The sequence below is a fragment of the Brevibacterium picturae genome, assembly GCF_030453725.1.
Taxonomy (GTDB): Bacteria; Actinomycetota; Actinomycetes; order Actinomycetales; family Brevibacteriaceae; genus Brevibacterium; species Brevibacterium sandarakinum_A.
Genome location: NZ_JAKDJU010000074.1, coordinates 1 through 14,709 on the forward strand (window position 1 = coordinate 1; position 14,709 = coordinate 14,709).

13 protein-coding genes are annotated in these 14,709 nt (G+C 65.2%); 1 reads left to right on the forward strand and 12 read right to left on the reverse strand.

Annotated elements, in window-relative coordinates; translation table 11 throughout:
• Positions 1–52: 52 nt before the first annotated feature.
• The 12 genes from L0G76_RS09025 to dcd all read right to left on the reverse strand — a co-directional run bounded on the left by L0G76_RS09025 (position 53) and on the right by dcd (position 13,762).
• Positions 53–2,074 (reverse strand): S9 family peptidase, encoded by a 2,022-nt coding sequence (locus tag L0G76_RS09025; RefSeq protein ID WP_304356947.1) that lies wholly within the window; start codon positions 2,072–2,074, stop codon positions 53–55.
• Between the two features lie 83 nt (positions 2,075–2,157).
• Complete coding sequence (locus tag L0G76_RS09030; protein WP_304356948.1) at positions 2,158–2,832, reverse strand: hypothetical protein; 675 nt, start codon at positions 2,830–2,832, stop codon at positions 2,158–2,160.
• A 17-nt stretch (positions 2,833–2,849) separates the two neighbouring features.
• On the reverse strand, positions 2,850–4,190 hold the full coding sequence (locus L0G76_RS09035; RefSeq protein ID WP_009882264.1) for an ATP-binding protein: 1,341 nt from the start codon (positions 4,188–4,190) through the stop codon (positions 2,850–2,852).
• Positions 4,187–4,939: a response regulator transcription factor gene (locus tag L0G76_RS09040; protein ID WP_304356949.1), complete on the reverse strand. Its 753-nt coding sequence runs from the start codon at positions 4,937–4,939 to the stop codon at positions 4,187–4,189. Before L0G76_RS09040 ends, L0G76_RS09035 begins: the two co-directional genes overlap by 4 nt.
• Positions 4,929–5,324: a monovalent cation/H(+) antiporter subunit G gene (gene mnhG, locus L0G76_RS09045; RefSeq protein WP_009882262.1), complete on the reverse strand. Its 396-nt coding sequence runs from the start codon at positions 5,322–5,324 to the stop codon at positions 4,929–4,931. Before mnhG ends, L0G76_RS09040 begins: the two co-directional genes overlap by 11 nt.
• A complete protein-coding gene (locus L0G76_RS09050) occupies positions 5,321–6,031 on the reverse strand; it encodes an MrpF/PhaF family protein (RefSeq protein ID WP_304356950.1) in 711 nt (236 codons plus the stop codon). Before L0G76_RS09050 ends, mnhG begins: the two co-directional genes overlap by 4 nt.
• Positions 6,028–6,597, reverse strand: a complete 570-nt coding sequence (locus L0G76_RS09055) for a Na+/H+ antiporter subunit E (protein WP_035278401.1) — start codon at positions 6,595–6,597, stop codon at positions 6,028–6,030. Before L0G76_RS09055 ends, L0G76_RS09050 begins: the two co-directional genes overlap by 4 nt.
• A gap of 17 nt (positions 6,598–6,614) precedes the next feature.
• The gene (locus L0G76_RS09060) at positions 6,615–8,198 is read right to left on the reverse strand and encodes a Na+/H+ antiporter subunit D (protein ID WP_304356951.1); all 1,584 of its coding nucleotides are present in this window, start codon (positions 8,196–8,198) and stop codon (positions 6,615–6,617) included.
• Complete coding sequence (locus L0G76_RS09065; protein WP_304356952.1) at positions 8,195–8,827, reverse strand: Na(+)/H(+) antiporter subunit C; 633 nt, start codon at positions 8,825–8,827, stop codon at positions 8,195–8,197. Before L0G76_RS09065 ends, L0G76_RS09060 begins: the two co-directional genes overlap by 4 nt.
• A complete protein-coding gene (locus tag L0G76_RS09070) occupies positions 8,824–11,886 on the reverse strand; it encodes a Na+/H+ antiporter subunit A (RefSeq protein ID WP_304356953.1) in 3,063 nt (1,020 codons plus the stop codon). The genes L0G76_RS09065 and L0G76_RS09070 overlap by 4 nt, the downstream gene beginning before the upstream one ends.
• Positions 11,887–12,185: 299 nt before the next feature.
• Positions 12,186–13,187: a hypothetical protein gene (locus L0G76_RS09075; protein WP_304356954.1), complete on the reverse strand. Its 1,002-nt coding sequence runs from the start codon at positions 13,185–13,187 to the stop codon at positions 12,186–12,188.
• The gene (gene dcd, locus L0G76_RS09080; RefSeq protein WP_304356955.1) at positions 13,184–13,762 is read right to left on the reverse strand and encodes a dCTP deaminase; all 579 of its coding nucleotides are present in this window, start codon (positions 13,760–13,762) and stop codon (positions 13,184–13,186) included. The genes L0G76_RS09075 and dcd overlap by 4 nt, the downstream gene beginning before the upstream one ends.
• Positions 13,763–14,050: 288 nt before the next feature.
• Between dcd and L0G76_RS09085 the strand changes: the two genes are divergently transcribed.
• Positions 14,051–14,709 (forward strand): hypothetical protein (locus L0G76_RS09085; protein ID WP_304356956.1); only part of this gene is annotated, 659 nt, incomplete at its 3' end.

A 14,709-nucleotide genomic window follows, 5' to 3' on the forward strand; every position in this document is an offset into this window, starting at 1 on the left:
CGTGTCCGCAGGCGGGCGAGTGTGCTCAGTGGTCATCATGGCGGCTCCGTCTTCACCCCAGCGTGCGGGCGCGCTCGGCGTCGATGTCGAGGACGTGCAGGTCGAGAAAGGCCAGGACGGTGCGGTACCAGACTTCGGCGTTGCCGCGCCCTGTGATCCAGTGGCCCTCGTCGGGGAAGTACAGGAAGCGGTGCTGGGTCAGCCCTTCTGCGTCCAGGGGTGTCTTCGACCGGGACAGCAGGTCGTACCAGAGTTCCTGGCCCTGCCCGATGGGCACCCGGTAGTCCTTGTCACCGTGGATGACGAGCATCGGCACCTCGATCCGGTCGGCGAACAGGTGCGGGGAGTACGTCGACGACTGCTTCCGCATGGCCACGTCCCAGGAGGCGTTGTCCGTGGTCCGGCCCATCGAGGTCGTGTTCCACAGGGAGGCGTGGGTGACGATGCACCGAAACCGCTGGCTGGTGTGCCCGGCCACCCAGTTCGCCATGTACCCGCCATAGGATCCACCGGCCAGAGCGGTGCGCTCGGCGTCGATGTCGGGCCTGGCGATCGCCGCGTCCGTGAGCGCGAGGATGTCCGTGAACGGTGCCCCGCCCAGTTCCTGCTGACCGCGGTCGATCATCGACTGCCCGTAGCCGGTGGAGATCGCCGGGTCCGGCAGCAGCACCGCGTATCCGGCGGCGGTGAACGGTCCCGGATTCCACCGGTACGTCCAGGAGTTCCAGGATCCCCAGGGTCCGCCGTGGGCGAAGACGACGAGTGGGAACGGCCCTTCCCCCTCGGGCAGAGCCAACCAGGCGCGCACCGCGGTGCCGTCGTCACCAACGGCGGTCACCTCGGCGAGGGTGCCCGCCCCATCGATGACGCTCGCGGGGTTGGCGAGCTCGCTGATCTGGCCCGAGACCAGCTCGATGGCGATGGGCAGGGGCGCGACGTCGATCGCCGAGGCGGTCGCCACGACCGTGAGTCCCTGCACCTGCAGTCCCGCAAACGCATATTTCTGGCTCTCACCGCCCACCAGTCGCCGAGGCTGCTCGTCGTTGACGTCACCGATGAAGACACTGCCCCGACCGTGATCGTCCGCGGTTGCGACGAGTGTCGAATCATCGGCCCAGACGGGGGCGAACCAGTCGTCGGCCTCGGGCCACACCGGACTCAGCGACTGAGTGTCGAGGTCGAGGAGTATGAGCGCTGCGGAGAGATTCGTCGTCGCTGTCCAGAACTGCTCCCGCGTGAGAAGGGCCCGGGTGCCGTCGGGGCTGATGGCCTCGATGCCGTACGCATGATCTGCGGCAGCCTCGACCAGCAACCGGGGAGCACCGTGTTTGTGCACGTCGATCTGCCAGATCTCGCTGGCCTCGAGCTGGCCCGGGATCGGCTTCTCGATCTGGACGAGGACGAAGCGTGCCTCGTCGTCGAGAGCCCAGTCGACGAGGCGACCGGGCGGCAGCGGCAGGTAGCGGAAGGTGACTCCGGTGCCGCCTTGTGCGTCATCCGCGGCGGGTGCCTCGTCGAACTCTGCAGTAGCCGCGTTCAGGTCTGCGATCGCGAGGGTCTCTCGCCCTGGTCCCAGATCGTGGTCCCAGCGGCGGATGGGGAATCCGGAGTGGAGGATGCCGCTGACCTTGGACTCTCTGCGTTCCCGGCTGTATTCCTGGTGCTCGTCCTCATCGGCAGCCCAGGTGTGGACGGGGAGCTGCGCGACCAGGGTCTGACCTTTGACGTCGAGCCGGGAGTAGCCGCCGTCGTGATCGGCGAGCTTGCGCGCCTCCCCGGTCTCCGGCAGCGCCCACAGGCTCGGGCTCTGGGCGTCCTTGCCGTCTTCGCCGATGCGTTTGGCCGCGAAGTAGATCGTTCCGGACTCATCGATCGTCGCCGGGCCGATGGATTGATCACCACGGGTGAGGCGCCGAGGACTCTCTCCGCCGATGTCAGCAAGGTGGGTGAGGTAGCTGTTGCCGTCGGAGTTGAGGAAGGAGTACTGGGCGATCACACGACCGTTCCGGTTCGTCAGGAGGCCCTGCAGGCGGCGCGCATCGAGGAGAGTGGTCACAGCGTCGTTGGTCGTCATAGTCCCATCCTAGGATCATCGCCGAGGATCGGGACGCAGAATCTGCCGAGGACCTGTGCCGACGGGCCACGGACCGACACCGGCTATTTGAATCTCGGTGCGGGAACCTCTGCGTCGTCGATGGTGACCGTCGGCAGCATCTTCTCAAACTCCTTCGCGGCGGCCGTGTCCGATTCGAGAGCGCGCATCTCGACGCCGATCTCAACGAGACGCCCATTGGCTCTGTACCCGATCCGGGCCCCGTACATGAGAGTCGGCTTCTGGTCGATCGCGAAGATCTCGCTCGGACCGAGCACACCGTGGAACGACCAGTAGTATCCGGCGGCGAGGCCCCCTGTGCGCTCGGAGACCACCGAGGAGCCCTTCTTCGAGAACGAGAACTTCTTCTTCGCCTCGACCACCGATTGCGGCGACTCATCGTAGGCCTGAGTGCAGGAGATGAGGACGACGTCGTTGTCGGCGACCGAGGTTCCGCGCGAGAACGAGTGGAATTCGGCGGTGGACGAACTCTGCGACCACCCGTCTGCCATGGCAAGGCTGACGTCGACCGGACATTCGGCGCCGAGGTTGACCGAGACTTCCTTCATCCCGTCGGGGATTCCGTCTTCAGGTGGTGCCGTGGTGGGGCTCTCGCCTGCACTTTCCTGAACGGCGACACGGACCGGTCCCGAGTTCCGTTCTGCGGTGCGGATCTGCAGGGCCGAACAACCGCTGAGGACGAGACCGAGCAGTGCCGCTCCTGCTGCGACTGTTCGCACCTTCGCAGCGTGTCTCATCACCGGTCGGTCCTCGGCTGCTGTGCTGAATCAGCTTGCTGTCCCGAGTCGGGCTGCTGCGAGCCTGGCTGGCTGCCGTAATGTTGCTGCGGTCCAGACTGCGGATCACCGGCGCCTGGGGCAGGCTGCGAGCCCGGCTGCGGTCCAGACTGTGGGCCTGCTGGTCCGCGGCCTACGCCCGGGCCAGGCTTGAACCGGGAGTGCTGTCCGGAGTCCGGCGGGAACCCACCACTGACCGATTGCCCGGTCGAACGGTTGACCAGGTCTCCATCGACGCGTTCGAGGCGTCGTTTCGAGGTCCGCCGCGGAGTGCCCAGGATGCGTCCCTGAAGCTCGGCCTCATTGGGCTGCCGGGGAGGTAGGAAGCCGGGTGTCTGCCCCGAGTCGGGAAGCTGCACGGGTTGGACCGGATGCGATCCTGCCGCGGCCTGCCCGACCTGATCGGCCATCGGCGGCACCGTCACCTGTGCGGCGTCGCCGAGGACCGGCAGCACCATGCGCACCGAGGTGCCCACACCCTCCTGGCTGAACAGCTGCACCGAGCCGCCGTGACGGGTCACGATCGCTCGGACCAGGGACAGTCCCATGCCGGAACCGGCCACCGCGCGGACGCGAGACCCCCGTGAGAGTTCGTCCCATACCTGCTCCTGTTCGGTCAGCGGAATGCCGCTGCCCGTGTCGGCCACCTCGACGACGACCCACCGATGGCTGTCGATGATCTGCTCATTGGCACGCAGTTCGACGACTTCGGCCTGGGAGGAGTACTTCAGCGCGTTGCCCAGCAGGTTGAGGATCGCTGTGAGCAGCAGATCCTCCTCACCGGCGACATCGGGCAGGCGCCAAGGGGCGCGGGCGACGGTGGCCACGATCATCCGGTCCTCAGCGCCCGGTGCTGTCGATGCGTCCTCGACGGCCTGGTGGATGAGCCGATCGAGGTCGACTCGGGAGTAGTCGATGATGCGGGTCTCGACGTCGGCGAGTCTGCGCAGATCGGCCAGGAGGCGTGCGACTCGGCGGGAGGAGATGTCGACCTGTTTGGCGCCGGATTCGACCTCGGTGATCGTCCCGCCCTCACGGACGACGTCCCGGATGCTCGCCGCCGAGGTGCGCAGCGCGGTCAGCGGATTCTTCAGCTCGTGGTCCAGACGGATCAGCATCCGGTTGCGCTTGGCCAGGGAGTCCTCGCTCGCCGCCGTTTCGATCGACTCCCGCAGCGCGGCCTCACGCCGTCGCAGGTATCTCCAGATGAAGAACGCGGCGATGGCCAAGCCTGCCAGTACGAGGAACAGCAGAAGCAGGAACAGCCAGATCTGGACCTCGATGACCAGGAAGTTCGTCATAGGGTCCTCTGGCCCTCTTCGCCTCTGACCTCACCGACGAAGCGGTAGCCTCGCCCCTGCACGGTGGCGATCCACCGGGGTTCCGCGGCGTCCTCGCCGAGGACCCGGCGCAGTTCGGCGACTCGAGAGTCAACCGCGCGAGTGCCCACAGCCTCTTCGAATCCCCACAGGATCTCGAGCAGACGGGAACGTTCGATGAGTTCGTCCTGGTGGACCATGAGGTATTCCAGCAGCGTGAAGCCCTTGGGCGTGATGACCAGTTCGCGGGCCCCCATCCAGGCGCGCCTGCCCACACGATCGACGCGCAGTCCGAAGCTCGACACCAGCACGGGAGCCGTCGCCAAGGGCGGCCCGTCCGAGTGGGTCCGGCGCAGGACTGCGCGGATGCGTGCCACGAGCTCATGCGGGTCGAAGGGTTTGTTGAGGTAGTCGTCGGCGCCCTCTTCGAGTGCCATCGCCCGCTCGACGGCCTCTCCGACCTGGGTCAGCAGCAGGACCGGGACCCAGTTCTCCTCCTGACGCAGTCGGCGCAGAACCTGTCGGCCGTCGGCACCGGGCATGAGCACGTCGAGGACGCACACATCGGGATTGTGCCGGTGGATCTCGTCGAGGGCCAGCAGTCCGTCGCTGGCGGCCAGCACCCGGAAACCGGAGCGTTCGAGGAAGGGAACGACGGCGCCGAGGACATCGGGTTCGTCATCGGCGACCAGCACCAAGGGCTGGGGTTCGTGCTGAGTGTCAACCGTCATTGTGGTCCGTTCCGATTCCTTTTCTGCGTTCCCACGCGACTTCTCTGGCCTCTGCCCGATCGACCGCCTCGGCGAGTTCATCTCGGTACAGCATAGAACGACGCAGGTGCTTGGTGCGATAACCGGCGCGCCCCACCATGTGCGTGGCCACGGGAATCGTCACGAGCTGGAAGGAGATGATGATCGCCAGAGTCGTCACAGTCGCCCAGTTCGGGTACTGAAGCGCAATCGCCAGGGCCACCGCGATCAGGCCCAGCACCTGGGGCTTCGCACTCGCGTGCATGCGTGAGAGGAGATCGGCGAAACGCAGCATACCCACTGCCGCGGCCAGGGACAGCACCCCGCCGAGGAGGATGAGCACCGCAGAGATGATGTCGAGGATCATCGGCGTCCCCCTCCCCCGTCGTCGGTGTCGCGGGCAGCGTCGTCGGCTTCACGGGCAGCGTGTTCGTCGGGGTCGCGGGCAGCGTGATCGTCGGCGGCCTCGGGCCCGGTGCGTGCACCGTCGTCGGAGTCATCCGGCCCCGAATCCGGTCCGGTGCCCAGGCCCTCGCCGTCCGTGCCAAGGTCGGTTCCTTGGTCGAGGCCCACAGTGACCGGCTCTTCGTCTGCTTGAACGGTGATGGCTTCGGGGCCGTCGGGGCTGTCGTAGATTCCGCGGGCCACGTCGTCGGGCCACGCATCCTCGTTTTCGGACTGCGCCGGTGGGCGGCTCTGCGCGTCGCCCTGGCGATCCCCCTCGCCGGTCGATTCCGTGGGCATGTGCCAGTCGGAGCTGGAGAAGTCACTGAGTGAGCCCACCTCGGCGCCGGGGGTCATGGAATCGGACTTCGACACGTAGCGGGAGACGCTGACGGATCCGACGAATCCGAGCATCGCCAGCACGATGAGCACGGGTAGGAGATCCGTGCGCCCGGACAGGGCCATGAACCCGCCCAGACCGCACATGATCGAGGCCAGCACGACATCGGTGGCGATCATGCGATCAAGGATCGAGGGGCCGCGGACGATGCGGTAGAGGGCGATGATCGCCGAGGCGGCCAGCAGCACCGAAGCCACGAAGACGAGGGTGTCGAGAACGATCTGACTCATCGCGCACCTCCGTCGTCGTCGGCCATCGGGTCGGGGTCGACCTTGAGAGCGGCGAGATCGCGATGGGAGCCGACGGCCCGGATGAGCAGCCGTTCGATGTAGTAGACCTGCCGTTTGGCCGTCAGGATCTTCTCCTCGGAATCGCAGTCGAGGACGTGGAGGTACAGGATGCCCTGCGCGCGGTCACTGTCGATGATGATCGACCCGGGGATGAGGCTCGCGGTGTCGGCCACGAGCGTCATCAGCAGGTCCGAACTCGTGCGCAGATCACAGGCGATCACCGATCCGGCACCCACCGCGCGACGACGGAATGCGAACCAGGCGACCTCGACGGAGGCATAGATGAGCGAGTACAGAAACCACAGACCGTAGTTCAGTGCGTGGATGATGTTGAACCGGCCGGAGAGCACCACCGGGGGCAGGTAGAACACCCGGGTCACGACGAAGGCGAGGATGACGCCGGTGATGATGTGCATCAGCGACACTGCGTCCCAGAGCATCACCCACAGCACCACGAGGAAGAACACCAGCACGAGCTGCTGGACGAAGCTTCTGCCCTTCGTCATCCGGGACCGTTTGGCGTTCACTGGTCATCACCGCCCAACACATTCGTCACATAGCTCACGGGAGACTGCAGGTTCTCCGCGGCGCGATCGGACAGGTCCCACAATGGGCCCGCAAAGACCGTGAGGACGATCGACGCGACGACCACCACCGTGGTGGCGGCGACCATCGACCCCGGCACACCGATATGCGCCTTCCAGGGTTTGCCCGCAAGCTTGGCCTTCTTGCGTTCGGCGAACTCCGCAACGAGCTCCTCATTCGGCTCCTCCGCATCCGCAGGGTCGCGCCAGAAGGCCAGGTTGAAGGTACGCCCGATGACGTAGAGGGTCAGCAGGCTGGTCACGGTGCCGGCGACGATGAGAGCGACGGCCAGCCAGTCGTGGTCGGAGAAACCGGCCGCGAAGAGTCCGACCTTGCCGATGAACCCGGAGAACGGCGGAATGCCGGAGAGATTGAGCGCCGGGATGAAGAAGATGATCGACAGCGCCGGCGAGAGCACCATCAGTCCGCCGAGTGACCGCGTCGAGGTCGAACCACCTCGCATCTCCACCATGCCGATGGCCAGGAACAGTGCGGTCTGAACGATGATGTGGTGAACCGTGTAATAGATCGCGGCAGCGAGCCCGACAGTCGTACCCAAGGCCACTCCGAAGAGCATGTAGCCGATGTGGGAGACGAGGGTGAATGACACGATCCTCTTGATCTCCGACTGGGCGATTGCGCCTAAGATTCCGACCACCATCGTCAATGCCGCGGCGATCAGCAGCGGCACTCGCAGGGAGGATTCGGCGAACAGGAGGGTTTCGGTGCGGATGATCGCATAGATGCCGACCTTCGTCAGCAGACCCGCGAACACGGCCGTCACCGGGGCCGGAGCGGTCGGATAGGAGTCGGGCAGCCAGAAGGACAGTGGGAAGATCGCGGCCTTGATGCCGAAGCCGATGAGCAGAAGGACGTGCAGGATCATCTGCACGTCCGGCGGCAGTTCGGCCAGCCGATCGGTCAGCTGCGCGATGTTCACGGTTCCGGTCGACGCATAGATGACGCCGATTGCGGCCAGGAAGATGATCGAGGACACGAGCGAGATGACGACGTAGGTCACGCCCGCCCGGATGCGCTCGGCCGTGGCGCCCAGGGTCAGCAGCACGTAGGAGGCGACGAGGAACATCTCGAAGCCGACGTAGAGGTTGAACAGGTCACCGGCGAGGAAGGCGTTGGCGACGCCCGCGCACAGCACCAGATAGCTGGGGTTGAACACGGAGATCGGGGTCTCGTTCGAATCGTCGTTGGCGTCCTGGCTCAGTGCGTAGATGAGCACGCACAGGATGACCAGGGAGGACACGACGAGCATGAGCGAGGAGAGTCTGTCGGCGACGAGCACGATCCCGGCAGGAGGCTCCCATCCACCGATGGCCACGACCTGCGGACCTTCGGCGTCGACGCCGAAGAGCATGATGAGCGAGATGACCATGACCGCGCTGAGAATCAGGATCGACACGATGTTCTGTGCCCGCGAATGCTTCGACAGCACCAGCGCCAGCCCGGCCCCGATGAGGGGCAGGAGGACGGGCAGCGGCACCAGCACGGGGAGGAGGTCGATCATTTCTTCTCCCCCGTCCCGGTTCCATCGGACCCTGTGTCGTTCGTGTCATTCGTGTTCGCCGAGGTGGTGGCCTCACCGGCTTCCCGCGCCGAGGTGGTGCCAGCCTCACCGGGTCCAGACCGTTCCGCGTCGACCGTGGCGTTCGGGTCTTCGCGTTCACGAGGTGTGCCGTCATCGTCGAGGTCGATGGCGCCGGTGATCGGGCTCTCGGCCTCGTCACCGAACTCGGTGTCGTCGTAGTCCGTGCTCGCCTCCGCCTCGGAGTCGATCATCTTCGTGATCGCCACCTGAAGGTCGGCGGTGTCGTCCTGCAGCGAATCGGCCCGGACCAGGCGCCAGGAGCGATAGATCATGGCCAGCAGGAACGCCGTGACGGCGAACGTGATGACGATGGCCGTGAGGATGAGCGCCTGCGGGAGCGGATCGGACATGCCCGCTGTGGACAGGTCCTCGCCGTCGGTCAGCGGTGCCGCTCCTCTGCCTGCGGTGAGGATGATGAGCAGGTTGACGCCGTTGCCCAGGAGGATGAAGCCCAGCAGCACGCGGGTCAGTGACCGCTCGAGCATGAGGTAGATGCCGCAGGCGAAGAGGAATCCCATCGCCAGCACCATGATGAAGGGCACAGTCACAGCCGCCCCCCTTCGGCGCCGTTGTCGACATCGAGGTGATTGACACGGTCGAGGATCGAGGAGACGGCATCGTGCTCAGCCTTGGCGCTGAAGTTCTCCGACAGGTGGTAGGACTGGTTGAGCCGGTTGGTCAGCACCATTTCATCGCGCTCCTGGTGCAGATCCACCTCGGCGCCCAAGGACCTGAGGATGTCGAGCATCAATCCGACGACGATGAGGTAGACGCCGATGTCGAAGAAGGTCGATGTTCCGAAGGACAGGTGCCCGAGCACCGGTATGTCTCCTTCGAAGTAGACGGACTCGAAGACGGCGTCGCCCCAGAACCATCCGCCGATTCCGGTGAGCACGGCCAGGATCATTCCGGTGCCCAGCAAGCCCGACGGGGTAAAGCGGGCCGCCTCGGCGAGTTCGAATTTGCCGCCGGCGAGGTAGCGCACGACCAGTGCCAGACCCGCGACGAGGCCACCGGCGAAGCCGCCCCCGGGATCATTGTGGCCGGCGAACAGGAGGTAGAGGGAGAAGATGAGGACCGCGTGGAACACCAGACGGGCGGTGACCTCGAGGATGATGGAGCGGTTGCGTGGGGCCAGCGTGCGTCCGGCGATGAGCCAGGAGACTCGCCGCTGCGTCACGTCTTCGCGTTCGGGATCGTGTCGGCGTGCCGGTGCGTGGTAGTCACTGATCTCTTCGGGGACCGGTTGGAAGCGTACCCGCCCCTGCAGTTCGGTGCCGTCGCGGCGGGAGACGAACCGGTGGAGGTGTCCTTCGCGGCCGCGGACGAAGATCAGTCCGGCGATTCCGGTGCCGGCCGCGACGAGGACGGAGAGCTCCCCGAGGGTGTCCCAGACACGGATGTCGACGAGGGTCACATTGACGATGTTCTTGCCGTGGCCCATTTCATAGGCGAGTTGGCCGAAGTCGACGGAGACCGGTTCGCTGACACGGGCCCCGGCAGCGATGAGGACGACGAGCATCATGGTCACGCCGACGCCACCACCGATGATGGCGCGCCAGGCCGGTGTGAAGCGCCCGGTGCTCTGACCGATCCGAGCCGGAAGCCTGCGCAGGACGAGGACGAAGACGACGATGGTGATCGTCTCCACCAGGACCTGGGTCAGAGCCAGGTCCGGGGCGCCGACGAAGGCGAAGTACGCGACCATCGCATAGCCGGAGATTCCGGTGACGACCACGGCGGTGAAGCGCTTCTTGGCACGGGTCGCAGCCACCGCAACGACGATGAGGACCGCGGCGACGATGAAGTCGAGTGGAGTGTTGAAGAGGTCGAACTCGATGTTCCAGGTGTCGTTCGTGATGATCGCAAGGCCGAGGCCGGCGACGAGGACGAGGTAGACCACGCTCTGGTAGAACGGCAGCGAGCCACGCTGCGTCCGCGAGGTGACCCACAGCGCCAACTTCTCCATCGAGCTGATCATCCTGCGGTAGAGGTCGTGGAAATCAAGGCCCGATGGCAGCGTCGACTGGACTTTGGCGAACGAGTCGCGGACGAAGAAGAGTCCGAGGCCGACGGCGATCGTGACAGCCGACAGGGCCAGGGCCGGTTCGAACCCGTGCCACAGAGCCAGATGATAGTCGCCGTCGCCGGGGTCGATGACCGGCAGCGTCGAGGTCCAGGCCTCGAAGTAGCCGTCGACGAGTCCGACGGCAGGCCCCAGCGCCACGGTGAGCACAGTGAGCATGACAGGGGAGATGATCAGCGTGATCTTCTCGTCGCGGCGGGCGATATCGTCGACGCCGTCTTTGCTTGAGAACGCACCCCAGACGAAGCGTGCCGAGTAGGCGACGGTGAGCATCGAACCGATCATCACGCCGACCAGCGCGATGATCGCCGCCTTGTCGCCCGAGGCGAGCAGGGTCGAATAGACGGCTTCCTTGGCGGCGAAGCCCAGCAGCGGCGGCAGACCGGACATCGAGGCCGCGGCGATCGTGGCGCAGACGGCCACGACGGGGAACGCCTTCCAGCCCCCGGAGAGCTTCGTCAGGTCGCGTGTGCCGGCCCGATGGTCGATGATGCCCACGCACAGGAACAGACAGGCTTTGAACAGCGCATGTGCGATGAGCAGGGCCAGTGCGGCCTTGGTGATGTCGGGCGTGCCGAATGAGGCCAGAGTCGTGAGGAATCCCAGTTGGGAGACCGTGCCGAAGGCGAGCAGAAGTTTGAGGTCGGTCTGTTTGAGGGCCTGCCAACCGCCTATGAACATCGTGAGCAGGCCCAGCGTGAGCAGGACCTCCGACCAACCGGGCAGAGTGTGGTAGCCCGGTGCCAGACGCAGGATCAGGTAGATTCCGGCTTTGACCATCGCTGCCGCATGTAGGTAGGCGCTGACCGGGGTGGGTGCGGCCATGGCTCCGGGAAGCCAGAAGTGGAAGGGGATCAGCGCGGACTTCGAGACCGCGCCGACGAGGATGAGGATCACGGCGGTGACGATGACGGGCCCGGTGTCCATTCCGAGGCTCGCCCGCTCCATGAGGGTGGAGATCTGACCTGTTCCGGTCACAGACATCAGCAGGATCATGCCCACGAGCATGGCCAGTCCGCCGGCTGTGGTGACGATGAGCGCCTGCAGCGCAGCCTGGCGGGAGCGGCGACGGGATTGGCTGTGCCCGATGAGGAGATAGGAGAAGACCGTGGTGCCTTCCCAGAACAGGTAGAGCATGAGGAGCTCATCGGCGAGGACGAGTCCGTACATCATTCCTGCGAAGGCCATGAAGACAGCGGCGAACCTGGCCAACCCCGGCTCATCGGGCGGGAAGTAGCGGGCACAGTAGACGAAGACGAGAGCACCGACGCCGGTGACCAAGAGGCTCATGATCCAGCCGAGCTCGTCGAGGCGGAAGATGCCGTCGAGGCCGAGGGCCGGCAGCCACCCCATGCTCTCGACCCACGGCGAGCCGCCGGGCCCGAAGATGTCGGGGACCTTGGCCAGACTGAGGATCAGCCCGGCCAGCGGCACCAGCGCTAGGAGGAAGAACCCGTCCCGGCCGAGGCGTCTGACCAGTGGGTACGCAATGACAGCAGCCCCGAAAAAGGCTCCTGTCATGACTATCACCGGCGGACACCTCCGTCATTTATACGATTTGCCAGAATGTAGTTCTCACCAGTATTTTCTCACGACACACCGCGTATCTCCCAATCAATGGGGCGGTTCGCGGCAGTCATTCTGAACACGTTCTGCCCGGTCTCCGCAGGCATTCCGAACGAAATCCGCGCCACGTCCGCACAGGTTCTGGGCGAATCGGGACATTCGCCGACACCCGAATCAGACGCTCCGTCAGTCCATCGGCGGGATGGGATTCGCAGACCGAGCAGCAGGCTGACTCAGCTGCGCAGCAGCCTGGTTCAGCTGCGGAGCTGGCTGCTCGTGACGAGGAACCCTGTTTCGTCCAGGCCGGTCCCGTCACAGCCGATGAGCAGTTCCGCGCCGATGCTGTCGACGAGGCCGGCAACCTCGTTGCGCATCCGGCGGAAGCGTCGGGTCTGGATCGGCTGGTAACGCTTCGACTCGGCATCCATCCAGTGCACGTGGTACTCGATCAACGGCATCTGGAGATGCTTGGCGATGATCGGCGGCACCCAGTCAGCCTCGGACACACGAATCTCGAGCTGGCCGGCCGCCTCGGCGATCTCCCCGAGAGGCACGAGGAGCGAATAGCCGTCGAGGATCACCGGCGCCGAGGCGTCGAATAGCGGATCGTCGATCGTGGCCTGAGCGAGGACCGCCTCATCCGGGGTCGGCAGCGCCTGCTGGAAGGCATGCGGGGCGTGCCTGCGCACCAGGGACAGTGCAACGTCGGGCTCGAGCCAGTAGGACGAATAGAGGTAGAGGTCGATCTTCGCCTCCGGATCGGGCACGAGGACCCGAGTCGGCAGATCCGCCTCGTCCGCGAGGCGGACACCCGTGTGCAGGCGTGATGCGACAGCCAGGATGAGACTGAGCGTCCGCTCCTCCTCCCGGTCGGGCAGGCCCGCCGGGAACGCCTCGTGGAGTCCGTCGGCATCGCTGAACCAGTCCGGCGGCGGAACCGGTTCACGGTCCCGAGGGCAGTCGACGACGACCGCGTGGTGGGCCCAGTCGGGCAGCTCGAGTGCGGCGATCGCAGCCGCGTCGAGGTCAACCCCCTCGCTCAGACGTGAATGTCGACTCAGCTTCAGCTGACCGTTGCCGTCCAAGCGGGGGATGATGTCGGGAAGCCGGTTGTGCACGAGTGCGAGCACATCGGAGACCTCGACCCCCTCGTCGAGGAGAAGCAGATGAAAACCGCGCAGGTCCGCCGAGACGTCCGTGTCACTGACACGCTCGGCAGCCTCACGCTGCATCCGCAGCTCTCGGCGAGTGGTCACATGTCCCTCCGGTAGAAGTTGAGATGCGAACGGGACGCGGTGGGCCCCTGCTGTCCCTGATAGCGATTGCCCGTGGCCTGCGAACCGTAGGGGTTGAGGGCGGCCGAGCTGAGGCGGAAGAAGCAGAGCTGGCCGATCTTCATTCCCGGCCACAGGGTGATCGGCAGGGTCGCGACGTTCGACAGCTCCAGGGTCACATGACCGTTGAACCCGGGATCGATGAATCCGGCCGTGGAGTGGGTCAGCAGACCGAGACGTCCCAACGATGACTTGCCCTCCAGTCGGGCGGCCACATCATCGGGCAGGGTGACGAGCTCGTGGGTGGAGGCGAGCACGAACTCGCCCGGATGCAGCACGAACGGCTCTCCCGGAGCCGCTTCGACGAAGCGGGTCAGCTCCGGCTGGTCGAGGCTCGGGTCGATGACCGGATATTTGTGGTTGTCGAACAGACGGAAATAGCGGTCCAGGCACACGTCGACACTGGCGGGCTGGATCAGAGCAGGGTCGTAGGGGTCGAGGGCGATGCGCCCGGAGTCGAGCTCGGCGCGAATGTCGCGATCGGAAAGGAGAGTCACGTATCCGATGGTAGTCGCCCAGCGGTCACGAGTGCAGTGAACTGAACTCGTGAGCGGGCGAAAAATCTCACAGCCAACGCAACACGCCGCACTTTGGTAACGACTCGATAACAATACACGCTGTTTTTGCTGGTTTTCTCCCGTGTGTCTCCACATAGGCACCGGTGAATGCTTTAGAGTAAGAAACTGTACGAACCCGCGCACGATGGTGCCTTCCTCTTCTTAAGCCAAGGAATGCCGGGAGTTCCATCGCCTTTCGTGGGTTGACAACAATCGAAAGGCATTACTGTGAAGACCACGCGTCTTGTGCTTGCCCCCGCAGTAGCCGTTGCATTGACAGGTCTTGCTGGCGGCGCCCCCGCGTTCGCAGCGACAGAGTCCGCTACGGTGCCGGCAGGCCCACTCTGTGCGTTTGACGACGCGCAGAGTTCAAGTGACCCCAAATCCAACACCGAGGTTCCCGACAGCTCAGATCCACAGGCGACGCTGTCCGCCGCGCAGGTGACCCGGGCCGATATCGCGGACCGCAAGAAGGGCATCGGATTCTCCGGCACGGGATTCACCGCCGACAGCAAGGCAACCGTCACGGTCGTCGGCACGGACGGATCCAAGTACTCACCCAAGGACAAACTGACCGTCGACGAGAAGGGCAAGGTGTCCGGCACCTACTTCTTCTCCGTCACGGACAACGCCAAGGTCCCTTCGGGCAACTACTCGCTCTACCTCACCGATGAGAAGACCGAGAAGGACTCCTCGAAGGTCTCCTTCGAGGTCGTGCCGAACGACTCGGACATCAAGGACGACGCCAAGGGCTCCGATTGCACCCCTGCAACCGGCCCCGCCTCGGATCCCTCTGAGACAGCGACCGATGATCCGAGCGAGAGCGCGACCTCAGAACCGACTGAGACCAAGGAAGCTCGCAAGCCTGCTGCTCCGAAGCCGACCGA